33 protein-coding genes and 2 pseudogenes are annotated in these 26,409 nt (G+C 48.5%); 34 read left to right on the forward strand and 1 reads right to left on the reverse strand.

The window, feature by feature from the left end; genetic code table 11:
* From ltrA to FNY66_RS10720, 17 genes are all read left to right on the forward strand, one after another.
* The coding region (ltrA, locus tag FNY66_RS10640; protein ID WP_324613917.1) for a group II intron reverse transcriptase/maturase at positions 1-1,843 on the forward strand (1,843 nt) is incomplete at its 5' end.
* A gap of 68 nt (positions 1,844-1,911) precedes the next feature.
* The gene (locus FNY66_RS10645) at positions 1,912-2,271 is read left to right on the forward strand and encodes a DUF5688 family protein (protein WP_150311131.1); all 360 of its coding nucleotides are present in this window, start codon (positions 1,912-1,914) and stop codon (positions 2,269-2,271) included.
* A 14-nt stretch (positions 2,272-2,285) separates the two neighbouring features.
* Positions 2,286-2,492: a hypothetical protein gene (locus FNY66_RS10650; RefSeq protein ID WP_150311132.1), complete on the forward strand. Its 207-nt coding sequence runs from the start codon at positions 2,286-2,288 to the stop codon at positions 2,490-2,492.
* Positions 2,493-2,536: 44 nt separating this feature from the next.
* The gene (locus FNY66_RS10655; RefSeq protein ID WP_150311133.1) at positions 2,537-3,427 is read left to right on the forward strand and encodes a DUF6017 domain-containing protein; all 891 of its coding nucleotides are present in this window, start codon (positions 2,537-2,539) and stop codon (positions 3,425-3,427) included.
* A 12-nt stretch (positions 3,428-3,439) separates the two neighbouring features.
* Positions 3,440-4,288 carry a ParA family protein gene (locus FNY66_RS10660; RefSeq protein ID WP_150311134.1) on the forward strand — a complete coding sequence of 283 codons (849 nt, stop codon included), beginning with the start codon at positions 3,440-3,442 and terminating at the stop codon, positions 4,286-4,288.
* The gene (locus FNY66_RS10665) at positions 4,245-5,171 is read left to right on the forward strand and encodes a ParB/RepB/Spo0J family partition protein (protein WP_150311135.1); all 927 of its coding nucleotides are present in this window, start codon (positions 4,245-4,247) and stop codon (positions 5,169-5,171) included. The genes FNY66_RS10660 and FNY66_RS10665 overlap by 44 nt, the downstream gene beginning before the upstream one ends.
* Positions 5,172-5,225: 54 nt before the next feature.
* Positions 5,226-5,792 carry a hypothetical protein gene (locus FNY66_RS10670; protein ID WP_150311136.1) on the forward strand — a complete coding sequence of 189 codons (567 nt, stop codon included), beginning with the start codon at positions 5,226-5,228 and terminating at the stop codon, positions 5,790-5,792.
* Positions 5,793-5,822: 30 nt separating this feature from the next.
* Entirely contained in the window at positions 5,823-6,128 is a 306-nt protein-coding gene (locus FNY66_RS10675) for a DUF5720 family protein (RefSeq protein WP_150311137.1), read from the forward strand.
* A gap of 31 nt (positions 6,129-6,159) precedes the next feature.
* A complete protein-coding gene (locus FNY66_RS10680; protein WP_150311138.1) occupies positions 6,160-6,660 on the forward strand; it encodes a PcfB family protein in 501 nt (166 codons plus the stop codon).
* The gene (locus FNY66_RS10685; RefSeq protein WP_150311192.1) at positions 6,660-8,423 is read left to right on the forward strand and encodes a VirD4-like conjugal transfer protein, CD1115 family; all 1,764 of its coding nucleotides are present in this window, start codon (positions 6,660-6,662) and stop codon (positions 8,421-8,423) included. The genes FNY66_RS10680 and FNY66_RS10685 overlap by 1 nt, the downstream gene beginning before the upstream one ends.
* A 133-nt stretch (positions 8,424-8,556) precedes the next feature.
* A complete protein-coding gene (locus FNY66_RS10690) occupies positions 8,557-8,715 on the forward strand; it encodes a Maff2 family mobile element protein (RefSeq protein WP_150311139.1) in 159 nt (52 codons plus the stop codon).
* A 136-nt stretch (positions 8,716-8,851) separates the two neighbouring features.
* Positions 8,852-9,076 carry a helix-turn-helix domain-containing protein gene (locus FNY66_RS10695; protein ID WP_150311140.1) on the forward strand — a complete coding sequence of 75 codons (225 nt, stop codon included), beginning with the start codon at positions 8,852-8,854 and terminating at the stop codon, positions 9,074-9,076.
* An 86-nt stretch (positions 9,077-9,162) separates the two neighbouring features.
* Positions 9,163-9,384: a helix-turn-helix transcriptional regulator gene (locus FNY66_RS10700; RefSeq protein WP_150311141.1), complete on the forward strand. Its 222-nt coding sequence runs from the start codon at positions 9,163-9,165 to the stop codon at positions 9,382-9,384.
* A 2-nt stretch (positions 9,385-9,386) separates the two neighbouring features.
* Positions 9,387-9,719 (forward strand): hypothetical protein, encoded by a 333-nt coding sequence (locus FNY66_RS10705; protein WP_150311142.1) that lies wholly within the window; start codon positions 9,387-9,389, stop codon positions 9,717-9,719.
* A gap of 113 nt (positions 9,720-9,832) precedes the next feature.
* Entirely contained in the window at positions 9,833-10,024 is a 192-nt protein-coding gene (locus tag FNY66_RS10710) for a DUF6440 family protein (RefSeq protein ID WP_150311143.1), read from the forward strand.
* A 115-nt stretch (positions 10,025-10,139) separates the two neighbouring features.
* Complete coding sequence (locus FNY66_RS10715) at positions 10,140-10,586, forward strand: sigma-70 family RNA polymerase sigma factor (protein ID WP_150311144.1); 447 nt, start codon at positions 10,140-10,142, stop codon at positions 10,584-10,586.
* Positions 10,576-10,782: a helix-turn-helix domain-containing protein gene (locus FNY66_RS10720; protein ID WP_150311145.1), complete on the forward strand. Its 207-nt coding sequence runs from the start codon at positions 10,576-10,578 to the stop codon at positions 10,780-10,782. Before FNY66_RS10715 ends, FNY66_RS10720 begins: the two co-directional genes overlap by 11 nt.
* A gap of 51 nt (positions 10,783-10,833) precedes the next feature.
* On the opposite strand, the gene FNY66_RS10725 is transcribed toward FNY66_RS10720, so the two are convergent.
* Positions 10,834-11,646 (reverse strand): helix-turn-helix domain-containing protein, encoded by an 813-nt coding sequence (locus FNY66_RS10725; protein WP_150311146.1) that lies wholly within the window; start codon positions 11,644-11,646, stop codon positions 10,834-10,836.
* 533 nt (positions 11,647-12,179) lie between these two features.
* On the opposite strand from FNY66_RS10725, the gene FNY66_RS15525 reads away from it, so the two are divergent.
* From FNY66_RS15525 to FNY66_RS10820, 17 genes and pseudogenes are all read left to right on the forward strand, one after another.
* On the forward strand, positions 12,180-12,371 hold the full coding sequence (locus tag FNY66_RS15525) for a hypothetical protein (protein ID WP_172455309.1): 192 nt from the start codon (positions 12,180-12,182) through the stop codon (positions 12,369-12,371).
* The gene (locus FNY66_RS10735; RefSeq protein ID WP_101692539.1) at positions 12,372-12,710 is read left to right on the forward strand and encodes a DeoR family transcriptional regulator; all 339 of its coding nucleotides are present in this window, start codon (positions 12,372-12,374) and stop codon (positions 12,708-12,710) included.
* Positions 12,707-13,006 carry a DUF3847 domain-containing protein gene (locus FNY66_RS10740; protein WP_087418070.1) on the forward strand — a complete coding sequence of 100 codons (300 nt, stop codon included), beginning with the start codon at positions 12,707-12,709 and terminating at the stop codon, positions 13,004-13,006. The genes FNY66_RS10735 and FNY66_RS10740 overlap by 4 nt, the downstream gene beginning before the upstream one ends.
* Positions 13,007-13,008: 2 nt before the next feature.
* Positions 13,009-13,272: pseudogene (locus FNY66_RS10745) on the forward strand (transposon-transfer assisting family protein); the annotation flags it as partial.
* Between the two features lie 160 nt (positions 13,273-13,432).
* Complete coding sequence (locus FNY66_RS15785) at positions 13,433-13,849, forward strand: hypothetical protein (protein ID WP_229409500.1); 417 nt, start codon at positions 13,433-13,435, stop codon at positions 13,847-13,849.
* Between the two features lie 186 nt (positions 13,850-14,035).
* Positions 14,036-15,625, forward strand: a complete 1,590-nt coding sequence (gene mobQ, locus FNY66_RS10765) for a MobQ family relaxase (protein ID WP_150311150.1) — start codon at positions 14,036-14,038, stop codon at positions 15,623-15,625.
* 71 nt (positions 15,626-15,696) lie between these two features.
* Positions 15,697-16,341, forward strand: a complete 645-nt coding sequence (locus FNY66_RS10770) for a CHC2 zinc finger domain-containing protein (RefSeq protein ID WP_330581324.1) — start codon at positions 15,697-15,699, stop codon at positions 16,339-16,341.
* Positions 16,342-16,354: 13 nt separating this feature from the next.
* A complete protein-coding gene (locus tag FNY66_RS10775; protein WP_150311193.1) occupies positions 16,355-17,653 on the forward strand; it encodes a virulence-associated E family protein in 1,299 nt (432 codons plus the stop codon).
* A 253-nt stretch (positions 17,654-17,906) separates the two neighbouring features.
* Positions 17,907-18,104 carry a hypothetical protein gene (locus tag FNY66_RS10780; protein WP_150311151.1) on the forward strand — a complete coding sequence of 66 codons (198 nt, stop codon included), beginning with the start codon at positions 17,907-17,909 and terminating at the stop codon, positions 18,102-18,104.
* 6 nt (positions 18,105-18,110) lie between these two features.
* The gene (locus tag FNY66_RS10785) at positions 18,111-19,775 is read left to right on the forward strand and encodes a recombinase family protein (RefSeq protein ID WP_150311152.1); all 1,665 of its coding nucleotides are present in this window, start codon (positions 18,111-18,113) and stop codon (positions 19,773-19,775) included.
* Between the two features lie 91 nt (positions 19,776-19,866).
* A pseudogene (locus tag FNY66_RS10790) lies at positions 19,867-19,950 on the forward strand (Maff2 family mobile element protein); the annotation flags it as partial.
* A gap of 20 nt (positions 19,951-19,970) precedes the next feature.
* Positions 19,971-20,837, forward strand: coding sequence for a VirB6/TrbL-like conjugal transfer protein, CD1112 family (locus FNY66_RS10795; RefSeq protein WP_150311153.1), 867 nt, complete (start codon positions 19,971-19,973; stop codon positions 20,835-20,837).
* A 24-nt stretch (positions 20,838-20,861) separates the two neighbouring features.
* Positions 20,862-21,329 carry a PrgI family protein gene (locus tag FNY66_RS10800; RefSeq protein ID WP_150311154.1) on the forward strand — a complete coding sequence of 156 codons (468 nt, stop codon included), beginning with the start codon at positions 20,862-20,864 and terminating at the stop codon, positions 21,327-21,329.
* Positions 21,259-23,652 carry a VirB4-like conjugal transfer ATPase, CD1110 family gene (locus tag FNY66_RS10805; protein WP_150311195.1) on the forward strand — a complete coding sequence of 798 codons (2,394 nt, stop codon included), beginning with the start codon at positions 21,259-21,261 and terminating at the stop codon, positions 23,650-23,652. The genes FNY66_RS10800 and FNY66_RS10805 overlap by 71 nt, the downstream gene beginning before the upstream one ends.
* Position 23,653: 1 nt before the next feature.
* Entirely contained in the window at positions 23,654-25,378 is a 1,725-nt protein-coding gene (locus FNY66_RS10810; RefSeq protein WP_150311155.1) for a C40 family peptidase, read from the forward strand.
* A 12-nt stretch (positions 25,379-25,390) separates the two neighbouring features.
* Positions 25,391-25,645, forward strand: a complete 255-nt coding sequence (locus FNY66_RS10815; RefSeq protein WP_150311156.1) for a DUF4315 family protein — start codon at positions 25,391-25,393, stop codon at positions 25,643-25,645.
* On the forward strand, positions 25,635-26,351 hold the full coding sequence (locus FNY66_RS10820; protein WP_229409501.1) for a DUF4366 domain-containing protein: 717 nt from the start codon (positions 25,635-25,637) through the stop codon (positions 26,349-26,351). Before FNY66_RS10815 ends, FNY66_RS10820 begins: the two co-directional genes overlap by 11 nt.
* Positions 26,352-26,409: the final 58 nt, after the last annotated feature.

Consider the following 26,409-nt stretch of genomic DNA (forward strand, 5'->3'; position numbering starts at 1 on the left):
AAGAGAAGAAATCTCCGCAGAGGAGATGACTGACCAAACGGCAAAGAAGAGAGAAAACAAGGTTTTAAGGCGTAATGAATACTACGCAATTCAAGATGTGTTTGATGGCTTATATGCAAAAAGTAAACAGGGTGCAATATTTACCGACCTTATGTCGCTTATAACAAGTCCGCAGAATATAGCACTTGCGTACAGGCGAATTAAGCGAAATAAGGGAAGTCGAACTCCTGGTACAAACATGGGTACAATCGAGCAGATAGCGGAACGGGGAAATGACATTTTGGTAGATTATGTTCAGCGAAGACTGGCAAACTACAAGCCACATCCGGTTAGACGTGTCATGATTCCCAAGGACAATGGGAAAGAAAGACCACTAGGGATTCCAACCATTGAAGACCGCTTGATTCAGCAATGTATTCTTCAAGTGATGGAGCCGATATGCGAAGCTAAGTTTCACAAACATAGCTATGGCTTCCGTCCAAACCGCAATACGCACCATGCAATCAGCAGATTTCGGTTTCTGGCATTTACAGTAAAACTTGAATATGTAGTGGATATCGACATTAAAGGATTTTTCGATAATGTAGACCACTCTAAACTGCTGAAACAGATATGGTCGTTGGGTATCCACGATAAAAATCTGCTATGTGTAATAAGCAAGCTCTTAAAAGCACCCATACAGGGAGAGGGAGTTCCGAGCAAAGGAACACCACAAGGCGGTATTTTATCGCCGCTGCTTTCCAATATCGTGCTAAATGAACTTGATTGGTGGATTAGTAATCAGTGGGAAACATTCCCAAGCAAGTTTCCATACCGTTGGGATGGAGATAGATGTGCGGCGTTGAAGAAAACGAAACTGAAAGAAATGTACCTTGTGCGGTATGCAGATGATTTTAAAATCTTCTGCAGAAACAAGAAGGATGCCAAACGAGTCAAGATAGCTGTTGAAAAGTGGCTGATGGAAAGGTTGCATCTTGAGACAAGTCCCGAAAAGAGTAAAATAACAAATCTGTGTAGGCATTACTCTGAATTCTTAGGACTTAAAATAAAGTTAGAAGAAAGACCAAAACAGAATGTAATTATTTCTCATATGTCGGATAAAGCAAAGAAAAAGGTCACGGATAAACTCCGAAAAGCACTTTGGGACGCCAGAGGAAATGAGGATAAAGCACGTAACCTTAACATGAAAATCCGAGGAATGCACAATTACTATTGTGTAGCAACGAGAGTAAGCAAAGATTTTTGGGAGATATATTTTCATCTACTCAAAACCCTAAAACACATAACACGGTCACATGGCAAAATAGGACCACCGCTGTCAGAATTCCAAAAGCGTAGGTATGGTAATTATCACGGCAGACGTTACCTTATAGGGACAGTTGTTATTGACCCAATATATGCGGTTACATTTACGATTCCCTATGGATTTAAACAGGAAATATGCAACTATACAGAGGAAGGAAGACAGTTGATTCACAAAAGGCTGACTCATCTAGAGGTTATTTTTCGATACCTAGCGGAGCATCCGCTACAACATGAGTCTATCGAGCTGAACGATAATCGTATTTCCAGGGTATCTGCACAGAGAGGTAAATGTGCAATCACCAAGAAGCAACTTACAGTGTACGATATGCGAGTGCATAAAATATATCCCAATGGTGGAGATGGCTACAGAAACATAGACATCGTCTCGAGGGATGCCTATGAGCTGATTCATACGAAGGACATAGCACGAGCAAAGGAGCTGATAGAAAAGCTGTTAAGTGAAGGATTGTGGAACGAAAATGCGCTGAAAAAGACCAATAATTATCGAATTCTAGTCGGTAATACCATTATAGAGTAAATAGGTTTAATTTGATGGAGCGCCGTATGAGGTGAAAGTCTCACGTACGGTGCGGAGCGGGGGAAAAGGTGGAAAGTGGTGTGAGAATGCCGCTCAGACCTTACCTATCGCTATTTCTGCTGCTTCCGGATCGTTTTGCGCCTGAGCATCAGTTTTTAAAAGAACTGGTTCAGGATGTCAATGCAAATGAGGTAGACCCGAAAGATCGTCTTTCTGACAACGTATATCACTATGATGCAAAAGAAAGGATCTTTGAACTGGCTGAGAAATATGAGCGCCGGATGGAAGAAAGATCACATGACAAAATGCTGGCTAAAAACAAAGAAAGACGCTCTGTATTGTCGGAACTGGGGAATAAGCAGAAAGAGTGCTCCGGATTTGAGAAGAAACAGGGATGTGCAACGAAAAAGACAGTGATGGAGATCTGAGGGAGGAGAGAGTTATGGCATACGGACAATATTCTGAGGATAAACCGAAAGACTGCCGTTATTGTTACTTCTGGGGTGGAAAGAAAAAGGGATGTATGCTCGATTCCTGTTATTATCGCCGGAAACAGGAGAATGTAAACAGTGAGTGTTACGGCTGTCCTTACGGGCGCACTCAGCTCTGCATCGGATGGTGTACCAGAAAGATTCTCCGTAGTAAGTGATTCGAAACTAAAAGCAGGCATATGGAAAAGGCGGTGGAGTGAAAATGGATTTTGACTTTTACTATGGGCTCCAGTCTCAGACATTCTCCTTCTACCGGATACCGAAGCTGCTGTTTACTGATTCCAGATTCTCTTCCCTGTCTGCTGAAGCAAAGACACTGTATGGGATTCTTCTGGACCGGATGGATCTGTCCATGAAAAACGGGTGGCTTGATAAACAGAACCGGGTCTATCTGTTTTTTACTGTGCAGGAGATTCAGGAATCGCTCGGGTGTGGAAAGAACAAAGCAATTCATCTGATGAAGGAACTGGAGAAGATGGGACTGATTGAACGTAAGCGGCAGGGGATGGGAAAGCCCAGTTTCGTATATGTGAAAAATATTCTTTCCTGTCCTGAATCTGGACTCAAGAGGTTTAGAAATCAAACTTCTGGAGGTTTGGAAAATAAACTACAAGAGGTTGGAAAATCAAACCCTAATCATACTGATTATAGTCAGACTGATAATAGCAAAACCAATCTATCTTATCCGTCAAACGATGTATCAGATCATAGGGAAACTGATGCGATCAGAAAGAGAGAAGACTACCGCAGATATTTTCGTGAAGAGCTTGGTATTGATGAAATAAAAACAGAGTATCCGTCTAATGCAGAAATGATTGAGGAACTGTTTGAACTGATCGTAGATACGGTATGCAGCTCAAGGGCTTTTATCCGTATCGGGAAGGAGAATCTTCCGGCAGAGATTGTCAGAAGCAGGATGATGAAACTGAACGCAGAGCATATCCGCTATCTGATCTCCTGCCTGAATGAAAATACGACTAAAATCCGGGATATCAGGCAGTATCTCCTGACCGCTCTCTACAATGCCCCGGCGACAATCAGCAGTTATTATAATCAGTTGGTTCAGCATGACATGGCGAATGGTCTGATATGAAGAATCAGATGTATGCAGAAAAGAGGTGATATTGTGGCAAAGAAGGGAACGGTTACAGCCGTAGTAAACCAGAAAGGCGGAACCGGAAAAACGACTACGTGTGAGAATCTCGGAATCGGTCTTGCAATGGAGGGAAAAAAGGTGCTTCTTGTTGATACAGATCCGCAGGCATCCCTTACAATCAGTCTCGGTTATCCTATGCCGGATCGTATTTCCCCTACTCTGTCGGATCTGATGAAGAAGATTGTCTCAGATCAGCCGATTGAATCAGGCGAAGGGATTCTCCACCATCCGGAAGGTGTCGATCTTGTACCGGCAAATATTGAACTGGCGGGAATGGAAGTTTCTCTTGTGAACGTAATGAGCAGGGAGAGTGTTTTGAAACAGTATCTGGACAGTGTGAAAAAAGAGTATGATTTCATTCTTCTGGACTGTATGCCTTCTCTGGGAATGCTGACGATCAATGCGCTTACGGCTGCTGACAATGTGATCATTCCGGTTCAGGCTCAGTATCTTCCGGCAAAGGGACTGGAACAGTTGCTGCAGACTGTAAACAAAGTGAAGCGCCAGATCAATCCGAAACTTCGAATAGAAGGAATCCTCCTGACAATGGTGGACAGCAGGACGAACTATGCAAAGGATATCAGCGCGTTGATCCGGGAGAATTACGGGGGAAAGCTGAAAGTATATCAGACAGATATTCCCCGCTCTGTCCGGGCGGAGGAAATCAGCGCGGAAGGAAAAAGTATTTTCAGGCATGACCCGAAAGGTAAAGTAGCGGAGGCATACCGTGTGCTGACAAAGGAGGTGCTGCAGAATGCCGAGAAAAGGCGCAAACGTCAGCTTGAGCAGTTACGATGATATATTTTCTACGGAACAGAGCCGGACGGAGGCAGGTCAGGAGCACGTGCAGGAAATCCCGTTGGAAGAGCTGCATCCCTTTGAGGGGCATCCGTTCAAGGTACTGGACAATGAAGAGATGGATAAGACGGTGGAGAGCGTGCGGGCACTTGGAGTTGTTACGCCGCTGATCGCACGCCCTGATCCAGAGGGCGGATATGAGATCATATCCGGGCACAGGAGACATCATGCCGCAGAACTGGCAGGACAGGAAACCGTGCCGGTGATCGTCCGGGAGATGGACGATGACTCAGCAATAATCCTGATGGTTGATGCGAATCTTCAGCGGGAAAACATTCTTCCCAGTGAGAGGGCATTTGCTTATAAGATGAAATTGGAAGCGGTAAAACATCAGGGGGAACGGTCGGATTTAACTTCCCGACAAGTTGTCGGGAAGTTGGAAGCAGCGGATATTGTGGGAGAAAAATCCGGTGAGAGCGGCAGGCAGGTGCAGCGGTATATCCGGCTTACGGAACTGATTCCTCAGCTTTTGGATATGGTGGATTATAAGCAGTTGGCATTCAATCCTGCAGTGGAACTGTCTTATCTGAAAAAAGAAGAACAGGAGCAGTTTTTAGAAGCAATGGAATATGCACAGGCGACTCCGTCGCTTTCGCAGGCGCAGAGAGTGAAAAAGCTCAGCCAGTCCGGTGAGTGTACGCTTGATGCCATGTGCGACATTATGGATGAAGTGAAAAAGGGAGATCTTGACCGGATTACGATCAGGAATGATGTACTGAAAAAGTATTTTCCGAAATCATATACTCCGAAGCAAATGGAAGATACGATTATCCGACTGTTGGAGCAGTGGCAGAAAAAGAGACAGAGAAATCAGGAACGGTAGAAAGAAAGGACACCAGAGAATGGTGCTTTTATTTATGCAAAAAAAGGAGAAAGAATGAGCAATAAGAATTTTACAATGTATGTAACAGGCGGTACGAATGTATTCGTTCCCGTATTATCGGATGATCCGAAGCAGGTAAGCAGGGTGTTGGACAGCCTGAAAAGATGCTATGAGGATGATGAAAGTGAAGAGGTAAAAGCGGCGCTTTCTTTTGTAAGCGATTATCTGGATGATCTGACCGCGGAAGATGATAAAAAGAATTATAGTGGGAGCGCCGAAAAAGAAACCATGAATGGAGTTGTTATGGCGGTTGTTCCGGGGAAAGAGCCGCGGCTGATGGCTGAGGACGAATTTTATAAGAACCATACCGATTATGATGAACGCGTGCAGATACTGTGCGCATCATATCTCACGGTCATGCTCGAGTACAATCACAGAAAAGTGCTGACTTTGGGAGAAGAAAAATATCTGGTCGGCGACGCTGCCCTCTATGGGTATGATTCGGAGAAGCATGAGGTTTATATTGACCCGGATATGGTAGAAGATCTCCTGAATGATATTGAGGAAAGAACCGTTGTGCTCAGTACAGGAAGCGAGGATTTCCCTGCCATCCGGATTTAGACAGATGGGCAAGAAAGCAGGTGTTTGATAATGGGAAAGACCATCGGAGAACGGATTGAAGAAATGAGAATACAGGCAGGGGCAAAGAACTACAAAGGGCATGACTATATGGATCTGAACCGTTTTGCAGATGATACAAAGCATATGATCATATTTGATGTTGTATCAGATGATTCCCCGTGGGGAAGCAAGTGCGATAGGATGCGTCTCTATCTGAATGATACAGGGTATGGAAAAGCAGAACATTTGCAGAAAGAAGGGATGATCCGTATCCGCAGCCATGCAAAAGTTTTTGCCGGACATCTTTATTATGATCAGAAATCAATGGACCGCTGAATTTCAAATGAAACAGGAAGGGGGATAACGCTTGCAGGAAGAAGTTGAAAACAGGTCGGTCAATCTTGCAATCACTACGACAAAACTGACGGCACGGGCAATTTGCAGCGGGATCAGGAAATACCTGCAGCACTGCGGAAAAGTAAAAGCGAGAAAAGCAGCAGATAAAGCGGCAAAAAAAGCTGCGCCGATCCACGGAAAGCAAACGGTGAAGCAGCTAATCCGGCAGAATCAGGGAGTGAGCAGTGTGGATATCGCAAAATCCGGGATCAGGGATTTTGAGCGGATTGCCAAACGGTACGGTGTTGATTTTGCCGTGACAAAGGATAAGTCCGTACAGCCGCCCAGATATACCGTTTTCTTTAAGGCAAAGGATGCAGATGCACTGACATCGGTTCACAAAGCATACAGTGCGAAGATTATGAAGAAACGGAGCAGACCGAGTGTACTTGCGCAGCTTCAGAAGTTCAAAGCTCTGGCTGTAGGAGTTCCGAGAAAAGTACGGGAAAAGATACAGGAGCGTGGAAGATGATGAATACAAAAGAGATAAAACGCCTTGTGATTCTGAATATTCCCTACGTGATTCTCGGACTTCTGGCTACAAATTTCGGGGAAGCATGGAGAATGGCGGCGGGGACAGACATTTCGGAAAAAATCCTTGCACTGTTCGGAACAATTCCGGCGGCATTCGGAAATCCTCTTCCGAGTATGCATCCGGTAGACCTGTGCGTGGGACTGATATGCGGAGCCGTACTGCGAACTGCGGTATATCTTCGCGGTAAGAACGCAAAAAAGTACCGCCATAATGTGGAGTACGGTTCTGCACGGTGGGGAACAGCGAAAGATATCGAGCCGTTTATGGCACCAAAATTTGAGGATAATGTGATCCTTACGAAGACAGAGCGTCTGATGATGAGCAACCGACCGAAGAATCCGAAGTATGCCAGAAATAAGAATGTACTGATTGTGGGAGGCTCCGGTTCGGGAAAAACAAGGTTCTGGCTGAAACCGAATCTCCTTCAGATGCACAGTTCCTATGTGGTTACTGATCCGAAAGGAAGTATCGCTGTGGAATGTGGGAATGCGCTTTTGAAGAATGGGTATCGGATCAAGATTGTGAATACGATCAATTTTAAAAAGTCGATGCATTACAATCCGTTCGCCTATATTCATTCGGAAAAAGATATCCTGAAACTGGTGACTACGCTGATCGCCAATACAAAGGGCGAAGGGAAAGCCGGGGATGAATTCTGGACTAAAGCGGAGACACTGCTGTATTGTGCGCTGATCGGTTATCTGCATTATGAAGCTCCGGAGGAAGAACAGAATTTTGCAACACTGATTGAGTTTATCAATGCGATGGAAGTCCGGGAAGACGACGAGGATTTCCAGAACCCGGTGGATCTGATGATGGAGGAATTGGAAAAGAAGAATCCGAACCATTTCGCAGTACGGCAATATAAGAAATACCGCTTAGCCGCGGGCAAAACTGCGAAATCGATTCTGGTGAGCTGCGGGGCAAGGCTTGCGCCCTTTGATATTCAGGAACTGCGGGAGATCACAGCTTATGATGAGTTGGAACTGGATACACTGGGAGATCAGAAAACAGCTCTGTTTCTGATTATGTCAGATACAGACAGCACCTTTAATTTCCTGATATCCATGATCTATACACAGCTTTTCAATCTGCTGTGTGAAAAAGCAGATGATGTGTACGGCGGCAGGCTTCCGGTCCATGTAAGATGCCTGATCGATGAGTGCGCCAATATCGGACAGATCCCGAATCTGGAAAAGCTGGTGGCAACAATTCGTAGCCGCGAGATTTCCGCCTGTCTGGTACTGCAGGCGCAGAGCCAGTTGAAAGCGATTTATAAGGATAACGCAGATACGATCATTGGCAATATGGATTCGCGGATTTTCTTGGGAGGATCTGAGCCGACGACGCTGAAAGAATTGAACCAGTCGCTCGGAAAAGAGACGATCGACACGTATAACACAGGAGAAAGCCGAGGACGGGAGACGTCTCATTCCTTGAATTATCAGAAACTCGGAAAAGATCTTGCTACAATTGATGAACTGGCTGTGTTGGATGGAAGCAAATGTATTTTGCAGCTGAGAGGTGTGCGGCCATTCCTTTCGGATAAGTACGACCTGACGCAGCATCCGAACTATAAGCTGACGTCTGACTATGATCCGAAGAACGCATTTGATATCGAGAAGTTCCTGAATCACAGGCTGAAACTTAAGGCGGATGATGTATACGATGTAGTGAATGTGGATGAAGATGAGGTGTAGATGGTAATTGAATATGAAATATACTGTTCCGGCATACCGCCGTAGTGATGCTCCTTCCGATTGAATACCGGAAGGATTTTTTATGTCGGAAATGCAAAGAAAAAAAGTTTGAAGAAATGGGAGGAAAGACAATATGGAATTTTTCAACAGTGCAGTAACTGTATTACAGACACTTGTAGTAGCTCTTGGAGCAGGTCTTGGTATCTGGGGAGCGATCAATCTGCTTGAAGGATATGGAAATGATAATCCGGGTGCGAAGTCACAGGGGATGAAACAGCTTATGGCTAAGTAGATGTAATCAAGAGAAGAAAGGAAAAGCACAATCCAGACGGAACCGGCGGCTGTATCAAGAAATATTTGTGGAATAGCAAGAACTTTGATATAATGGGAACAGAAACCCCGGAACCGGGAGAAAGGCAGGAGGATAAATGCACATAAGCTATAAACCCCTCTGGCACACGCTGGTTGAGCGCAACATGAGGAAAGAGGACTTGCGGATTGCCGCCGGTCTTACCACAAATATGATTGCCAACATGGGTAAGGGAAAAAATATCAGCATGGAAACGCTGGTTCGTATCTGCGAAGCCCTGAATTGTGGCATTTTGGATGTGATTGAGCTGGAGCAGGATGAAACTGATAGCAACGGGAAATAAGTTAGTTGGCAAAGATAAAAATATATTGCTATTAGCAAGAAATATGTTATACTGAAAAGCAGATTTTCGAGGAAGGCGGTGAGTAGATGGCGGGAAAAAGCAAATACACTTTTGAGAGCAAAATTCATGTGTACCGAGCAACCAAGCGAATGACGCAGCAGGAACTTGCCGATTTAGTCGGCGTGTCCCGCCAAACCATTATGCAGCTTGAAAGAAACCGTTATAACCCATCTATGCTTTTAGCATACAATATCGCAAAGGTGTTTGATGTAACGATTGAAGATTTATTTGATTTTAGGGAGGTGTAAGCGTGAATTTCTTGCAAGAAATAATTTGGAACGTATTTAATCAACGGATGATTTTAGTTATCGGCGCAGTGGCAGGACTTCCGCTGACACTTATTTTAATTGTTTGTTTCGCAAGGAAAAAGAATAGAGATGAACGCGGTTGGAAAATTATTGGGAAAGCAAGTGTGATTACATTTGCCTATTTTATGGTTATGGCAAATGTAATTGCAAAAATTGTCGGTTCATCTGCGTATGAAATAACATATTTATTTTATGCTAATACAATTCAATGGTTATATAACACAATGGCAATCATTGAAATAGTGTCGATACAAATCCTCAAGCGAATAGAATGATATTTTTAACATGAAGTATGAAATACTTGACATTTAGAAAGAAATATGATATGCTTCTGCTATGGACATGAAAAGCCACTCACAATTATTGTCCAAGGAAAGGAGCGCACAAAATGGCTAAAGAGCGATTTGTAGAAACCTACTCACAAGGAGTGACCAATGTACGGAAAATCATCGTTGATACGGAAACCGGCGTGAATTACCTGCTGATTTCTTCCAACATGACAAGCGGCTGCGGTATAGCCGTCCTTGTTGATAAAGACGGGAAGCCCATTGTTACGCCTATTGACACAGAAAATCAGTAATTTCAAAGAGAGTTGACAATCATGGGGCGACAGCAAGGAGTGCTGCCGCCCCATGTGAGTATAAATGCAGCCCGTCAACTATACAAACCTTTTATGGAGGAAAGGGGGAATTTCCATGACCTGTACAGAAGAATACAAAGAGCATATCGAATACACATTCCAAGCCTTTTGTAAAGTTGTCATACGCAACGCAGCAATTACTGCGGCGAGGACAAGGAGCAGGAAGTACAAAAGAGAAATATCCCTTGAATACCTCACAGATGAAAAACACTACCCTTTAGGTACAGCAGGAAAAGATTTCCGAGCGCCGGAGCCGGACGAGGAATACATCATCCAGATTTGTGGCGATACGCTCATATTGAACAACGGTTTACTTGTGGAAGCCCTCTCCCGGTTGCCGGTTTGGAAACAGGAAATGGTTTATCTTTCCTATTTCCGACGTATCCCACAGAGGGAGATCGGCAGGCGATACGGGCGGAGCCGCAGCGCAGCGGGCTACCATATCCGCAAGGCTATCCGGCAGCTTCACAAAGAAATGGAGGGAATGACGCATGAGGAATAGCAGACTTCTCCCCTATGAAACCATCGTACAGGCTACCACCGGCGAGCCGGAAGCGGTCAACGCTGTTTTACAGCACTATGGGCGCTACATACGCTTTTCGGCTCTTGTGGATGGACAAGTAGACAAAGATGCAGAGGACTATATCACGCAGATACTACTTGCGGCGGTACTCAAGTTTCGCTTCATAACTGAATAAGGAAAGCCAAAGCTGCCGTTGCAGGAACACTCATTCCCACAACGGCAGTTTTCATTTTCTCTTGCGCCGGAAGTTGAAGGGGCTGTTTTTGATGTTCGGGGATTTTGAAAGTATCCTTTTCAGTATCTTCTGTTCATCCGGCGGCAGCTTGTAAAAGTCAATACCGAGCATATTGAAAATGACCGCCCACACCTTTCCGAGATAATCCCCGGAAGATTGAATAGCCTTTCGGATTTCCAGAGCCATCTTCTTTGCAACGGAATAATCCGGTGTGCTGTCAATGTCATGCTCATGGGCTTTCCGTATGTCGTGGAGAATGGCGTCCCATGTTTTGTGCGTCACATGACAGAAGAAATCTTCTTCCTTTACCTCTGCGGCAAGGATGGTCTTTGAATAGAAATCATTTTCCGCCTGCTTGTATTTCTGGATGATGGTCTGCCGCTGTTCTTCCAAAGTCTCATACAGGGTGCGAAAGGTGGAGGTTGCATGACCGTCTATGTATATCTCCGTGTCGGTCATAAGCTGCTCAAATTTATCGTTGGTAGCAATCTCACACAGGAGCCGGTTGTTGATACGGCCACTCTTTAGCAGCGCCACCATTTCATCATTCAGGTGCAGTTCCATCAGGGGCGTGTTTATCTGCTCCCGGTTTTCTGTCCGGCAGAACAGATAATCAAGAGATACCTCATAAAAATCCGCCAGCGTGACAAGGTTGCCGTGGTTGATTTCCTTATTGTCGTTGGCTTCATAACTGGCGAGGGCTGACTTTGAAATGCCGGTTTGCTGCGCCAGTTCTTCCAGATTTAAGCCTTTATCCTTGCGTAACTCCCAAAGGCGTTCCTGTATGGTAGTCGCTTTCAGCATAGGGCGCTCACTCCTTTCCGGCGGCTGTTTTCCTGCCGCTAACTGGATTATACCATACTTTCCATAATCGTGGAAATTTCCGTTTTTCGCCCCGAAATCCTACTTTGTGGATATACGGCACAGGGAACAAAAATGTTCTATGATACAGGTAGTTCATCGATGGATTATTCCAATCGAATGACCGGCCTGTATGGGATATGCTCCCCGGCGATGTAGCGCAACGACTTGCGGCAGGGAAATGGAGGAACCCTGACCGCAACGAGCGTACCAAAGGGAGCGAAACGCCGTTGTGAGAGCCAGGGGCAGGAACGACATCAGGGAGAACCGGCGAAAATGAACACCGAATTGATACCGAAACACTACCATCCGATAGGGCGTAGTCTACCCTATCCGTAATACTACGGGGGATTTCCGGGCGGTTCTATGGCCGCTTTTTCCCTGAAAATCGCCCCGAAACACGACACTAAAATCTGCTATCCGTCTATTGCGGCTGTTACGGCTGAAATGGGCGGATTTTTGTTTAAGGAGGCACCATGCCGAGAATGCCGAAAAAGAGGAAGCTGGAACTGTCCTTCTTCCTCAATGAACGGGGGCGGGTAACGTACAACGACCTTTGCCGGAAATGTCAGCGTACTTGCAAGCAGAGTTTCCGGGCGGTCATTGTGGACTGCCCCCATTATCTTTCCAAACGCTCAAAACGAAAAGTAAAGGAGGACACCGATTGAATGGAAGTTGAATTTATGACCGCAGACACCACCCTGCCGCCCTGTATGCCGCTGCCGAGAGCCATGCTGCGGCTCCCGATCAGCAGCACCGCCAAGGTCATGTACGCCCGGATGTTGGATATTGTTTTCCTGTCCGGCATAGAGGACACCAACGGGATTTTATTTATCCATTTCCCCATCGTGGAACTGGCGGCGGCACTTGCCCGCAGCACCATGACCGTGAAGCGTTCCCTGAATGAATTGGAGGACGCCGGACTGATACTGCGGGTGCGTCAGGGCTTCGGGGAACCCAACAAGATATATGTACTCATTCCCAAGAAGGAGGACAGCCGCTTATGAATGAAAAGCTGGAAGCACTCAATCAGGAGATAGAGAAAACGGAAAAGAAGCTGCGCTGGGCGCAACAGGAGGAAAAGCGTCTGACCCATCAGGCCAAGGCGCTGACCCGGAAGGAACGGACGCATCGGCTTTGCACCAGAGCCGCCATGCTGGAAAGCTACCTTCCCCACCCAGAAGCCATCACGGATGAACAGGTCAGTCTATTCTTGAAGCTGCTGTTCCACAAAGACAGCACCCGTCAGCTTATGGAAAAAGTGTTTGCCGGAAACGGCACAGAGAAGGAGGGCGCAGAATGAAGATGAATTTTTCTAAAGACGAGTTGGCTATGGTCTATCAGTACGCCGCCGGTACAAAAGAGGACACCCTTGCGGGGCTGAAAGAAATCGTGCCGGTTATCCGTGACCGGCAGACAAGGGATATTGTGGAGAATACCATCCGAAAGCTGGACGCCATCCCGGAGCCGGAGTGCCGCCGCTTTATCGCTGATACGAAGCAGCGGTTTATCCAGAATCGGGACAATTCCATCCGGCGCAGGCTTGCCGAAGCCAAGGCACAGGCGAGGACGAAAAAGCCACATCCCAAGAGAAAAGAGCCAGACCGGGAACGGTCATAATCGCTTTCAGAGCCGCAACCCGTGGACTGCCCCTCTGAAAGAGGGCGCAACTATACACCACCTGAAGGTAGTGTGTTGCGCCCTGCCGGGGGCTTCCTGCGGAAAGCGGATGATTGCCCGCAGCGTTCCGGCTCCTGTCAATCATCACAGGGGAAGCTACACTTCCCCTGCGCTGGCTGTCGCCAGCTACCCCTTTGTGGACTTGCCGCCCGGAAACACCTTGCGCTACAAGCTGTTCCCGTCCAGCAAGTTTACAATTCATCTATTCCCAAAGGCAGCCGGTCATAGTATAATAGAGCCAACGACAAATATACTTTTAGGGGGATATAGCAATATGAAAAGCAATAGATACTTAACTATTGGCTTATTAACAGGATTTATTGTCGGTGGTTGCATAGGTGTATTGGCATGGGCGTTTTTGAAAAATCTTTTTGCTATTCCTATTTGTGCAGGTATCGGAATGTTGATTGGAATTGTTATAGGTACATTGATTGATTATGAAAAAAATAATCATCAAGAGAAATAGCAAAAATGTATAATGCCTTAAAGGGGAAAATAAAAATTTATCGTGCTATCCATCATCGGGCCAACCTGACCCGAACTTTCAAAACTGAATACCAGCCGCCCACCGGCGGCACCACCGAGCAGGAAATCTTGAAACAGGTTCCCTGCTCTTTTTATGCCCGGACGCCGGGAGAAAGGAGGACACTGCTTGCCATGCCCGCACTTTGATGTGAAAATCATCCAGCGCAGCAAGCGCCAGTCAGCCGTTGCGTCTGCCGCCTACCAGAGCGGGGAACGGCTGTTTTCTGAATACGACCAGAAGCAGAAATACTATTCCCATAAAAGCGAAATCGTCCACACCGAAATCATGCTGCCGCCCCATGCCCCGCCGGAGTACGCAGACCGGAATACCTTGTGGAACGCCGCCGAAGCCATTGAAAAACAATGGAACTCCCAGCTTGCCCGGAGGTTCGTGCTTGCCATACCGAGGGAACTTCCCCCGGAACAGTACGCCGACCTTATCCGGGACTACTGCCGGGAGTTTTTCGTTTCCAAGGGCATGATTGCCGACTTTGCCATCCATGACAAGGGGGACGGAAATCCCCACGCCCACATCCTTCTTACCATGCGGGCGATGGACGAAACCGGGAAATGGCTCTCCAAGAGCCGGAAGGTCTACGACCTTGACGAGAACGGCGAGCGTATCCGGCTTGCGTCCGGCAGATGGAAAAGCCACAAGGAGGACACCGTGGACTGGAACGACCAGAAGTACGCCGAGATATGGCGGCAGGGTTGGGCTGACACGGCAAACCGCTATCTGGAAGCCATCGGCAGCCCGGAGCGCCTTGACCTTCGCTCCTATGCCCGACAGGGGATTGATAAAATCCCCACCGTCCACATGGGGCCAGCGGTCAGCCAGTTGGAGAAGAAAGGCATACAGACCAACATCGGCAACCTGAACCGGGACATCAAAGCCGCCAATTCCCTCATGCAGTCTATCCGGCAGATGGTACGCAGCTTAAAAGGCTGGCTATCCGGCCTGAAAGAGAAAAAGGCGGCGCTGCTGGAAGCGCTGGAACAGGCCAAGGAGCCGACCATCCCCGAACTGCTTTCCCAGTATCTGGATAAGCGGAGCGAGGAACGTACCGGCTGGACTTCCAAGGGGAAGCTAAAAGGAACCGTTGGCGATTTCAACAAGGTCATGGAAGCCCTGGACTTCCTGCGGCAGAAAGAGATTTCCACCGTGGAGAGCCTTGACGCCTATCTGGATGAAGCCAGCGCACAGGCCGTTTCCATCCGTGAGGAAATCAGGCCGATGGAGAAACGTGTGAAAGAGATTGACCGGCTGCTTTTCCATATCGGGAACTTTGAAGCAAACAAGCCGGTTCATGCGAAATATGCCGCTATCCGCTGGAAGAAACCCAAGGAGAAATATGCCGCCGACCATAAGGAGGAACTGGACGCCTACAACGCTGCCCTGCGGTATTTCAAGGTTCACCTTGATGGGACGAAGTACAGCACGAAGAAGCTGGCCGGGGAACAGGCACAGCTTTCAGAGAATATCGCTTCCAAGATGGAAGCACTGACTGCCGTACAGGAGGATGTAAAGATTTTGCGGGATGTGCGCCACTGGCTCAATCAGGTTTTGCCATCCGAGCAGTACCGCCAGACCGCAGAGCCGGGAAAGAAACCGTCCATCCAGCAGGCGGTCAAAGGCCGGGAGCAGCGTATCCGGGAGGAACAGGCAGAGAAACGCCAGACGCCCCGCCGCCAGCAAAAACAGGATATGGAACTTTAACCAATCAGGCGTTTGCCATTTTCCCCGTGAGAATGACAGGCGCTTTTCTTATTTTCAGGAGGATTTGCCTATTGAACGTATTTGAAGCCGTGAAGCAGTCTGTTACCACCCGGCAGGCCGCCGAGCATTACGGTATCCGGGTAGGAAGAAACGGGATGTGCCGCTGCCCCTTCCATGACGATAAAACCCCCAGCATGAAGGTTGACCGGCGCTTCCACTGTTTCGGCTGTCAGGTAGACGGGGATGTGATTGACTTTGTTTCCCGTCTGGAAAACGTCAGCCCCAAGGAAGCCGCCCTCATGCTGGCGCAGGACTTCTCCATCCTCTATGAGGATAAGGAGCCGCCAAGCAGGAGCCGCCGCCCCCAGCCCCGGCAGGAAAGCCCGGAGCAGCAATTTAAGCGCATGGAGCGCCACTGTTTCCGGGTACTGTCCGATTATCACAATCTGTTGCGCCGCTGGAAGCGGGACTATGCCCCCAAGACGCCGGAGGAGGAATGGCACCCGCTTTTCGTGGAAGCCTTGCAGAAACAATCCCATGTGGAATATCTGCTGGATGTGCTGCTGTTCTCCGACATAGGGGAACGGGCTGCCCTGATTGCCAGCTACGGAAAGGAAGTGAGGAACCTTGAACGGAGAATGGCAGACCTTGCCGCCAGAACTGCGGCAGGCCGTGACGGACACCATAGAAGCCGCACCCCCGCCCCGGAGCGTTGAGGAAGTGAGGGCCATGCTGGAAAGCACCGAGAAAGGCGGCGTGCGGAACAGTATCCACAACTGCCTGACCGTGTTCCAGTATGACCCCGTCCTTTCCGGGGCGGTTGCGAAAAATCTCCTGACCGAGCGCATTGACCTTCTAAAGCCCATCGGCAGGAAACGCAGAACCGGCAGCAAGGCCATGACCGACACGGATATGAAATATATCCGGCTGTATCTGGAAGATACCTACGGCCTGACAAGCGAGAAAAAGATAGCAGACGCCGCCGATCTGGCCGCAGACGCCAACAGCTACCATCCCATCCGGGACTACCTGAACGGCCTTGTCTGGGACGGGAAAGAGCGTATCCGCTACTGCCTGCGGCACTTTCTGGGAGCCGACACGGACAACTTCACTTACCATTCCCTGCGGCTGTTCCTTCTGGGAGCCATCCACCGGGCTTTCTGCCCCGGCTGTAAGTTTGAGGTCATGCTCTGTCTGGTAGGCGGCCAGGGAGCCGGGAAATCCACCTTCTTCCGGCTGCTGGCTGTAAAAGACGAGTGGTTTTCCGATGATTTGCGGAAGCTGGACGATGATAACGTGTACCGGAAGTTACAAGGCCACTGGATAATTGAAATGTCGGAGATGATTGCCACCGCCAACGCCAAGAGCATAGAGGAAATCAAGTCTTTCCTCAGCCGTCAGAAGGAGGTCTATAAAATCCCCTACGAAACCCACCCGGAGGACAGGCTGCGGCAATGCGTGTTTGGCGGGACTTCCAATGCGCTGGACTTCCTGCCCCTTGACCGTTCCGGGAACCGGCGTTTCCTGCCGGTCATGGTCTACCCCGGACAGGCCGAGGTACACATTTTGGACGATGAAGCCGCTTCCAGAGCCTATCTGGAACAGGTATGGGCGGAAGCCATGACAACCTACAAAAGCGGCGATTTTAAGCTGTCTTTTACACCCGAAATGATACAGTACCTCAAAGAACACCAGCGGGATTTTATGCCGGAGGACACCAAGGCCGGGATGATACAGGCGTACCTTGACCGCTACACTGGCAGCGCCGTCTGTTCCAAGCAGCTTTTCAAGGAAGCCCTGAACCACCCCTTTGACGAGCCGAAACAATGGGAAATCCGGGAGGTCAACGACATCATGAACCACTGTATCACGGGATGGAAGTATTTCTCCAATCCCCGGATATTTGAAGGATACGGCAGGCAAAAGGGCTGGGAACGGGAAGCCCCGGCAACGGGCGCTGACAACGGGCGTGAAAAAACGCCGGACGGATTTGTGGAAGTGACCGAGCAGATGGAACTTCCCTTTTGAAAAATCCGGGGAAACCACAGCCGGTTGCCGACCCCGTTGCTATCCCGTTGCCGAGCCGGTTGCCGGGAAAAAGCCCATAACTGCGGGCTTTTCTACCCTCTGACAACCAAAGCAACAGAAAAATAAAAGAAAAAGTAATAAATAACCCAACCGCCAGACAGAGATTGTTTTCGAGGTTTTTTGAAGCCCGTTGCCGGACTTCGTTGCCGCCCCTCTCCTGTCTGGCTTATTTCATTTATGGAGGTAACTGCCTATGGCAAAAAACAAAACTGAAATCCATGTCACAACGGTATTTGACGGCGAACTGGACGCTACGGACGTTTTCGTGAGCCTGATTGTACAGAAATACAGCCGGAGAAACGATAAAGAATATCTTGCGAAAAAGCAAGATTTAGAGTATAATAAAGACAAGGTTCAGAGTGACCGTGTTCCGTCTGGATTGTGCGGGTAAACGGTTATGATGAACGGAATGGAATATACAGGCATGGACGCAATACTGGCGGGCAGCTTCCGGGCGGCTATCTATTGCAGGCTTTCCAAGGACGATGACCTTGACGGGGAGAGCGCCAGCATTGCAAACCAGCGGGATATGCTGGAAACCTACTGCGAGAAGCAGGGATGGGAGGTTGTTGCAGTTTATCAGGACGATGGCTACACGGGGCTGAACATGGAGCGTCCCGACCTGAAACGGATGTTGAAAGCCATCGAGCGCAGGCAGGCCAACCTTGTGATAACGAAAGATTTATCCAGACTGGGTAGGAATTACTTGCAGACCGGCTTCCTGATTGAAGATTTCTTCCCCCGCCACGGCGTCCGGTATATCGCCATGAATGACGGTATCGACACCATGCGGGACAACAACGACATTGCGCCGTTCAAGAACATCCTCAACGAGATGTACAGCAAGGACATTTCCAAGAAGGTTCATTCCTCTTATCTGCTGAAAGCGCAGAAAGGCCAGTTTACCGGCTGCCTTGCCCCCTTCGGCTACCAGAAAGACCCGGAGGATAAAAACCACCTGCTGATTGACGAGGAAACGGCTCCCATTGTCCGGCGTCTGTTTGCGTGGGCGCTGGAAGGACACGGCCCCAACTACATCCGGCGCAGGCTGGAAGAAGAAAAAATCCCCTGCCCGACCTACTGGAACCGGGTTCGGGGCTTTCGGAACGTGTCAACCAAGTGGGAAAAGAAAGACCCGGTAAACGGGCGGTATATCTGGGACTTTACCGTGATTAAGGACATCCTGATGAACCCCGTCTATACCGGCGCTATCGCTTCCCAGAAGAAGGAATACCGCTTCAAAATCGGCACCATCGGGGAGAAGAAGCCGGAGGAATGGATTGTCGTGGAGAACCAGCATGAGCCGCTTGTTGACCGCAAGACCTTTGACATCGTGCAGCGCAAGCTGAAATCCCGGCAGCGCCCCCGCCAGACCGGGGAAATCAGCCTGTTTGCGGGGCTTATCAAATGCGGCGAGTGCGGGAAGTCGCTGACTATCCGCTATACCAATGAGAAGCACCCGAAGCAGATTTATTCCTGTAAGACCTACAATGCCTACGGGAAACAGCACTGTTCCCAGCACCGGGTTGAGTACGACACCCTGTACCGGCTTGTACTGAACAAAATCCGGGAGTGCGCCAGAGCCGCCCTGATGGACGGGGAAGCCGTTGCCGGGAAGCTGTCCGACACCTGCGAAGCCGAGCAGAAAGGCCAGCGGGAAGCGTTGGAACGCTCCCTTGCCAAAGACGAGGAACGCATTGACGTTCTGGAAAAGATGGTTCTGCGGCTGTATGAGGACATGGTTGCCGGACGTATCAGCGAAGCGAACTTCAATCTGCTGATGGAAAAGACGCAGAAGGAACAGGCCGAGTTGAAAGCAAGGGTTGAGGAAGGCCGGAAGAAGCTGGCCGATGAAATCCGGCTTGCGTATGACGCCCGCCAGTGGGTAGAAGCCATTCAGGAATACGCCGACATCACGGAACTGGACGCAGCCACCCTAAACCGCCTGATTAAAGAAATCGTTGTTCATGAGAGCATAGACAGCGATAAGACAAGACACATTTCTATCGAAATTCATTTCAATCTCAAACCCATCCCGGAAGTGGAGCAGGTCACAGCCTGACCTGCCCCGCCGGGGCGGTTCTTAAAAAACTCCATAGATATTTCTTGACACGCCGCCGCCCGCCATCGAGCCGGTTTCCTACACCTATTTGGGTATGAAACAGTTGATGGCGGGCGGCGGTGTCGCTCTGATCGGTATGGTGCTTGTACCGTTGCTGTCCGGGCTGTTCAGCTAGGATACGGGAGGTAGTTGCCCATGAACAGCTTGTTCGACAAAATAACGGATTGGCTGAAAGAAATGCTTGTGGGCGGCATTATGGATAATCTTTCGGGGCTGTTCGATTCCGTCAATGATCAGGTTGGCGAGATCGCGGGCAATGTAGGGGCATCTCCGGCGAGCTTTTCGCCGGAGGTGTTCAGCCTGATCCGCAACATCTCCGAATCAGTGATCATTCCGATTGCAGGACTGATCCTGACATTCATAGCCTGTTATGAGCTGATTCAGCTAATTATCGAGCATAACAATCTGGCAAACTTTGAGACTTGGATTTTCTTCAAATGGATCTTTAAAACGTTTGTCGCGGTTATGCTCATCACAAACACATTTAATATTACGATGGCAGTATTCGACGTATCGCAGCACGTCGTGACGTCAGCGGCCGGAATTATCTCAGGGTCTACAGCGGTAGATGCTTCGGCTCTGGAAAATCTGGAAGAAACACTGATGGACATGGATCTTGGCCCTTTGCTCGGACTGTGGCTGCAGAGTATTATCGTGCAGATTACGATGTCAGCGCTTTCGATTCTTATCTTCGTGATTGTGTACGGTCGTATGATAGAAATTTATCTGATGGTCAGTCTTGCGCCGATTCCGTTTTCCACATTCGGCAGCCGGGAACAGAGCCAGATCGGACAGAACTATCTGCGTTCTCTGCTTGCCCTTGGTTTTCAGGGATTCCTGATACTGATCTGTGTGGGAATTTATGCAGTTATGGTGCAGGGGATCGCTTTTACAGATGATGTGATCGGTTCCATCTGGGGTGTAATGGGATACACGGTGCTGCTTTGTTTCACGCTGTTTAAGACAGGAACTCTGGCGAAAGGAGTGTTTAACTGTCATTAGCGATTTACAAGAGAGGTGATTTGAATAAGCGCATATATTTCAATTCCCCGTGATCTTACGAGGGTAAAATCAAAAGTTCTGTTTAATTTGACGAAGAGGCAGTTGATCTGCTTCGGAGCGGCGGCATTCATCGGAGTGCCTTTTTTCTTTCTTCTGAAAGCTGCCGGAAATGTGAGTCTTGCGGCACTTGGAATGATTCTGGTCATGCTGCCTCTGTTTTTTCTGGCGATGTATGAAAAGGACGGGCAGCCTTTGGAAGTTGTGGCAAAGCATTTCATTCAGGCGAAGTTTCTCCGCCCGAAAGTCAGACCGTATCAGACAGACAACTATTATGCCGCTGTCCTGCGGCAGCATGAAGTATACAGGGAGGTAGCAGAGATTGTTCGGAAAGCAGAAGAAAAATCAGACGGAAAGCGTAAAAATACCTGCAAATTTAGACAGGTGGGAAAAGAAGCAGATCAGACAGGTGGTCGAAAAAGCGCGGAAAGATAACGGGATTCCGCGGACGGCACAGCAGTCGATTCCTTTTGACCGGATGTTTCAGGACGGTATCTGCAGAGTGAGAGACGGCTATTACACGAAGACAATTCAGTTTCAGGATATCAATTATCAGCTGGCACAGCAGGAAGACCGGGCAGCGATCTTTGAAGAATGGTGCAGCTTCCTGAACTTTTTCGACAGCTCTGTCCGTTTTGAACTGTCTTTTGTGAATATGTGTACAGCTTCGGATGCTTTTGAAAAGACAGTGAGGATTCCGTTTCAGCAGGACGGTTTTGATTCAGTACGAAGCGAGTACAGTTCCATGCTGAAAAAACAGTTGGCGCAGGGAAATAACGGACTGACAAAGACAAAATACCTGACATTCGGGATTGAGGCGGAGACTATGCGTCAGGCAAAGCCGAAGTTGGAACACGTGGAGACGGATCTGCTCAACAACTTTAAAAGACTGGGAGTGTCAGCCAGAGTGCTGAACGGCAGAGACAGGCTGCATCTGATGCATGATATGTTCCACATGGGGGATGATGATAAGTTTCATTTTGACTGGAAATGGCTTGTGTCCTCCGGCCTGTCCGTAAAAGATTTCATTGCGCCGACTTCCTTTGCGTTCAATGGCAGCCGAACATTCCAGATGGGGAAAATGTATGGGGCAATGTCCTACCTTTCTATCACAGCTTCCGATCTGAGCGACCGGGTTCTGGCGGATTTTCTGGATATGGATTCAAGTCAGATCGTGACGATCCATGTGCAGTCCGTAGACCAGACAAAAGCAATCAAAACAGTGAAACGGACGATTACGGAACTGGACCGTTCCAAGATCGAGGAACAGAAAAAGGCGGTCCGTTCCGGATATGATATGGATATCATTCCATCTGATCTCGCCACTTATGGGAAGGATGCGAAAGCACTTCTGAAAGAACTGCAGAGCCAGAATGAGAGGATGTTTCTTATTACGTTCCTGATTATGAATACAGGCAGTACGGAGCAGGAACTGGAGAATAATGTGTTTCAGGCATCCAGTATTGCGCAGAAACACAACTGTAATCTGCGGAGGTTGGATTTTCAGCAGGAGCAGGGACTTATGAGCAGCCTCCCGCTTGCACAGAACCAGATCGAGATTCAGCGCGGGCTGACGACCAGTTCCACGGCGATCTTTGTACCTTTTACCACGCAGGAGCTGTTTCAGGATGGAAAGGAAGCGCTCTATTATGGTCTGAATGCCCTCTCCAATAACCTGATCATGGTTGACCGGAAGAAGCTGAAGAATCCGAACGGTCTGATTCTCGGAACGCCCGGTTCGGGAAAATCCTTCTCAGCGAAACGGGAGATTGCAAATGCATTTCTGGTGACGGACGATGATGTGATCATTTGCGATCCGGAGGCAGAGTATACGGCTCTGGTGCAGAAGTTCAACGGACAGGTGATTGAGCTCGGACCGTCGAGTAATCAGTTTATCAATCCGATGGACATCAACGCCAACTATTCGGAAGAGGATAATCCGATTGCGCTGAAAGCAGACTTCATCATTTCCTTATGTGAGCTGATTGCAGGGGGAAAAGAGGGACTGCAGCCGATTGAGAAAACCGTGATTGACCGCTGTGTCAGACAGATCTATCAGGAATATTTCAAAGATCCGCAACCGGAAAATATGCCGATTCTGGAAGATCTGTATGATGCACTTTTAGCGCAGGAAGAAAAAGAAGCGCGCCGTGTGGCTACGGCTCTGGAAATTTACGTTAAGGGTTCGCTGAGCCAGTTCAACCGGCGGACAAATGTAGACATTACAAACCGTCTGGTGAGCTATAACATCAAAGGGCTCGGCAAGCAGATGAAGAAAATCGGAATGCTTGCGGTTCAGGATCAGGTGTGGGGACGTGTGACGGCGAACCGGAATGCCGGAAAAGCAACTCGCTATTATATGGACGAGTTCCATCTGCTTCTGAAAGAAGAACAGACCGCAGCCTATTCTGTGGAGATCTGGAAGCGGTTCAGGAAGTGGGGCGGCATTCCCACCGGAATCACGCAGAATGTAAAAGATCTGCTTTCTTCCCGTGAGGTAGAGAACATTTTCGAGAACAGCGACTTCATCTATATGCTGAATCAGGCGTCCGGTGACCGGGCGATTCTGTCAAAGCAGCTTAATATCTCCCCGCATCAGCTCTCCTATGTGACGCATTCAGGAGAAGGCGAAGGGCTTCTGTTCTATGGAAATGTAATCCTGCCTTTCGTTGATCATTTTCCGAAAGATCTGGAGCTGTACCGTTATTTAACGACCAAATTGTCGGAGGTGACGGCATTGTCCGGAGGTGGTGTCTGATATGGCGAAGAAAGCGACACGCCTGCATTTTACAGAAGATGATCTGAAAGACAGTAAGGTGCGCAGGGCAGCAAAAAAAGCAGAGAAAGCGGCGGACAAAGCAGACCGAGCCATAGAGAAGCTTCCGAAGAAACGGAAACTGAGAGCGGAGTCGCAGGGAGCTGTCAGCAGAAAGAAAAAGTTCCGAGGTGAGAAAACAGAGAACGGAAAACCGTCCAGAGCAAAGAGGATTGTCACCCATGCCCCGATGACGGCTGCATCCGGCAAGATTCATCACGAAGTATCAAAGCATGAAGATGAAAATGTGGGAGTAGAAGCTGCCCACAAAGGGGAAGAAGCAGTTGAAACGGGAGCGCGTACTGCATCATATGTAAAGTATTCTGGGAAAATGAGGGCGTATAAGAAAGCTGATAAACTTGAAAAGAAGTCGGATAAGGCGAATATAGATGCGCTCTGGCAGAAACAGAAAGCAGAGTATCCGCAGACTTCTACGAATCCCCTTTCCCGTTGGAGGCAGAAGCAGGAAATCAAAAAACAGTATGCAGCTGCAAAGGCAGGGAAAGCCGGGACAGGAAGTGCGGCTGCCGGGAGCAAAGGAGCACAGGGAGCGGGCAAGACAGCGAAAAAGTCAGGAAATATCGTAGAAAAGACGATGGACTTCGTGAAGAGCCATCCAAAAGGAATCATCTTCATTCTGATATTTGCAGTCCTGATTATGATAGTGGCAGGAGGATTGTCCTCCTGCTCTGCTTTATTTCAGGGAGGCGGCGGTGCTGTGATCGGTTCATCATTCACGGCAGAAGATGAAGACATCATAGGAGCGAATGATGATTATAAAGCTCTGGAAACGGCTCTGAGAAACCGGATCAATGGCATAGAGGAAGAATATCCGGGATATGACGAGTACCGCTACCATGTGGATGAGATCAATCATAATCCCTATGAACTGACTGCCTATCTGACGGTATTGTTTGAAGATTACACGCGAGAAGAAGTCCAGAGTACACTCAGCAGTCTTTTCGACCGGCAGTATGAACTGAGCACCCGGGAGGAAGTGGAGATCCGCACCAGAGAGGTAGAGGTGACGGTAACAGATCCGGAAACCGGGGAAGAAACAACGGAGATGCAGACCGAAGAATATGAGTATTATATCCTTCATGTTACGCTCACAAACAAAGGAATGGGGAGTGCGATCCTGTCTTCCGGGCTGACAGATGATCAGAAAGAGCGGTATCAGCTTCTTCTGGAGACGAAAGGAAACCGTCCTTATCTGTTTGAAGATGATATCTATGCAAATTCCGGTGGGGAATATACGGATTATGATATTCCGGGCGAGGCGCTCTCTAATGAGCGGTTTGCAAATATGATCCGGGAAGCGGAAAAGTATCTGGGCTATCCCTATGTGTGGGGCGGAAGCAATCCGAGCACCAGCTTCGACTGTTCGGGATTTGTATGTTGGGTGATTAACAACTGCGGAAACGGATGGTCGGTAGGGCGTACTACAGCAGACGGTCTGATGGCATACTGCGATATCATTCCCGCAGAGGAAGCGCAGCCGGGCGATCTGATATTCTTTCAGGGGACGTATGCGACGGCAGGCGCAAGCCATGTGGGAATCTATGTCGGCAGCGGTATGATGATCCATTGCGGAAATCCGATCTCATACGCCTCGGTGGAGACGAGCTACTGGCAGTCTCATTTTTATTGTTACGGAAGGATTCGTTAGGAGGGAGATACGATGGGAGCGAAGTTAGAAAAGATCGGTGCAGAGCTTGAAAAAGCCAGAGCAAAACGGGCGGCACTGGATGTAAAGATCAAAAATCTGGAACAGAAGTATCAGGAAGAAGAGAATACGGAGATCCACGATATGGTTCATGCAGCAAATCTGACGCCGGATCAGTTGGCAGAGCTGCTCCGTATGGCAGCGAAGGCTGCACCGAATCCGCAGATGCTCATGGAAACAGTGAAGGAGGATGAACAGAATGAAGATTAAAAAAGTGATGCTTAGTCTGATGACGGCAGTAATGATAACAGGGACATTTTCAATGACAGCTTTCGCAAATGCAGAAGAGACTGTGGATGAAACAGAGAAGACGGTGAAAGAAGAGCAGACGGAGGACGCAGAAGAATCTGCGGAGACAGGAGATGTTCTTACACCGGATGGCAATATGACTCTTGTAGATGATGTAGGATCTGAAACAGAAGCCGGGAAACAGTTTATCACGATGGTTACAAAGTCAGGGAACTATTTTTATTTGATCATTGATCGGGATGATGCGGGAGAGCAGACGGTGCATTTCCTGAATCAGGTGGATGAAGCAGATCTGATGGCGCTTATGGATGAAGAACAGACAGCAGGATTGACGCAGGGTGAAGAGACGGCGAATACGGAAACTGAAACGGAGACTGTGACGCCAGATCAGGAGACAATGGAAGAAACAGAGCCTGCAGAGGAAGAGTCTGTGGAAGAATCGACAGCAGAGAAGCAGGAAGAAAAGAAATCCGGCAATATGCTTCCGGCGATAATTTTACTCGCTGCGGTGGTAATCGGCGGCGGAGTGTTTGCGTTTATGAAGCTGAAAGGGAAAAAGGAGCAGGAAAAGGAAAAGCCTGATCCCGATGATGAGTATCAGGATGAGGACGATGAGGAATATCTGATTCTGGATGATTTTGCGGATAAGCAAGGCGATGAAGATTAGATGTAACATGGCTACAGCTTTGTAATTTTGTGGAGGGCAGCAAAGTCTGCCCTAATAC

The sequence above is a fragment of the Mediterraneibacter catenae genome (assembly GCF_008691045.1).
GTDB classification, from domain to species: Bacteria; Bacillota; Clostridia; order Lachnospirales; family Lachnospiraceae; genus Mediterraneibacter; species Mediterraneibacter ornithocaccae.

What these genes read in the sequence shown, in the direction of transcription:
- FNY66_RS10775 (WP_150311193.1), top strand. Translation starts at nt 16,355, where the DNA reads ATGCTGGAAAGCACCGAGAAAGGCGGCGTGCGGAACAGTATCCACAAC.
- FNY66_RS10780 (WP_150311151.1), top strand. Translation starts at nt 17,907, where the DNA reads ATGGCAAAAAACAAAACTGAAATCCATGTCACAACGGTATTTGACGGC.
- FNY66_RS10650 (WP_150311132.1), top strand. Translation starts at nt 2,286, where the DNA reads ATGGCATACGGACAATATTCTGAGGATAAACCGAAAGACTGCCGTTAT.
- FNY66_RS10815 (WP_150311156.1), top strand. Translation starts at nt 25,391, where the DNA reads ATGGGAGCGAAGTTAGAAAAGATCGGTGCAGAGCTTGAAAAAGCCAGA.
- FNY66_RS10740 (WP_087418070.1), top strand. Translation starts at nt 12,707, where the DNA reads ATGAATGAAAAGCTGGAAGCACTCAATCAGGAGATAGAGAAAACGGAA.
- FNY66_RS15525 (WP_172455309.1), top strand. Translation starts at nt 12,180, where the DNA reads ATGCCGAGAATGCCGAAAAAGAGGAAGCTGGAACTGTCCTTCTTCCTC.
- FNY66_RS10700 (WP_150311141.1), top strand. Translation starts at nt 9,163, where the DNA reads ATGGCGGGAAAAAGCAAATACACTTTTGAGAGCAAAATTCATGTGTAC.
- FNY66_RS10710 (WP_150311143.1), top strand. Translation starts at nt 9,833, where the DNA reads ATGGCTAAAGAGCGATTTGTAGAAACCTACTCACAAGGAGTGACCAAT.
- FNY66_RS10820 (WP_229409501.1), top strand. Translation starts at nt 25,635, where the DNA reads ATGAAGATTAAAAAAGTGATGCTTAGTCTGATGACGGCAGTAATGATA.
- FNY66_RS10715 (WP_150311144.1), top strand. Translation starts at nt 10,140, where the DNA reads ATGACCTGTACAGAAGAATACAAAGAGCATATCGAATACACATTCCAA.
- FNY66_RS10660 (WP_150311134.1), top strand. Translation starts at nt 3,440, where the DNA reads ATGCAGAAAAGAGGTGATATTGTGGCAAAGAAGGGAACGGTTACAGCC.
- FNY66_RS10785 (WP_150311152.1), top strand. Translation starts at nt 18,111, where the DNA reads ATGATGAACGGAATGGAATATACAGGCATGGACGCAATACTGGCGGGC.
- FNY66_RS10670 (WP_150311136.1), top strand. Translation starts at nt 5,226, where the DNA reads ATGAGCAATAAGAATTTTACAATGTATGTAACAGGCGGTACGAATGTA.
- FNY66_RS10720 (WP_150311145.1), top strand. Translation starts at nt 10,576, where the DNA reads ATGAGGAATAGCAGACTTCTCCCCTATGAAACCATCGTACAGGCTACC.
- FNY66_RS15785 (WP_229409500.1), top strand. Translation starts at nt 13,433, where the DNA reads ATGATTGCCCGCAGCGTTCCGGCTCCTGTCAATCATCACAGGGGAAGC.
- FNY66_RS10735 (WP_101692539.1), top strand. Translation starts at nt 12,372, where the DNA reads ATGGAAGTTGAATTTATGACCGCAGACACCACCCTGCCGCCCTGTATG.
- FNY66_RS10665 (WP_150311135.1), top strand. Translation starts at nt 4,245, where the DNA reads ATGCCGAGAAAAGGCGCAAACGTCAGCTTGAGCAGTTACGATGATATA.
- FNY66_RS10690 (WP_150311139.1), top strand. Translation starts at nt 8,557, where the DNA reads ATGGAATTTTTCAACAGTGCAGTAACTGTATTACAGACACTTGTAGTA.
- FNY66_RS10725 (WP_150311146.1), bottom strand. Translation starts at nt 11,646, where the DNA reads ATGCTGAAAGCGACTACCATACAGGAACGCCTTTGGGAGTTACGCAAG.
- FNY66_RS10795 (WP_150311153.1), top strand. Translation starts at nt 19,971, where the DNA reads ATGAACAGCTTGTTCGACAAAATAACGGATTGGCTGAAAGAAATGCTT.
- FNY66_RS10675 (WP_150311137.1), top strand. Translation starts at nt 5,823, where the DNA reads ATGGGAAAGACCATCGGAGAACGGATTGAAGAAATGAGAATACAGGCA.
- FNY66_RS10685 (WP_150311192.1), top strand. Translation starts at nt 6,660, where the DNA reads ATGAATACAAAAGAGATAAAACGCCTTGTGATTCTGAATATTCCCTAC.
- FNY66_RS10655 (WP_150311133.1), top strand. Translation starts at nt 2,537, where the DNA reads ATGGATTTTGACTTTTACTATGGGCTCCAGTCTCAGACATTCTCCTTC.
- FNY66_RS10695 (WP_150311140.1), top strand. Translation starts at nt 8,852, where the DNA reads ATGCACATAAGCTATAAACCCCTCTGGCACACGCTGGTTGAGCGCAAC.
- FNY66_RS10810 (WP_150311155.1), top strand. Translation starts at nt 23,654, where the DNA reads ATGGCGAAGAAAGCGACACGCCTGCATTTTACAGAAGATGATCTGAAA.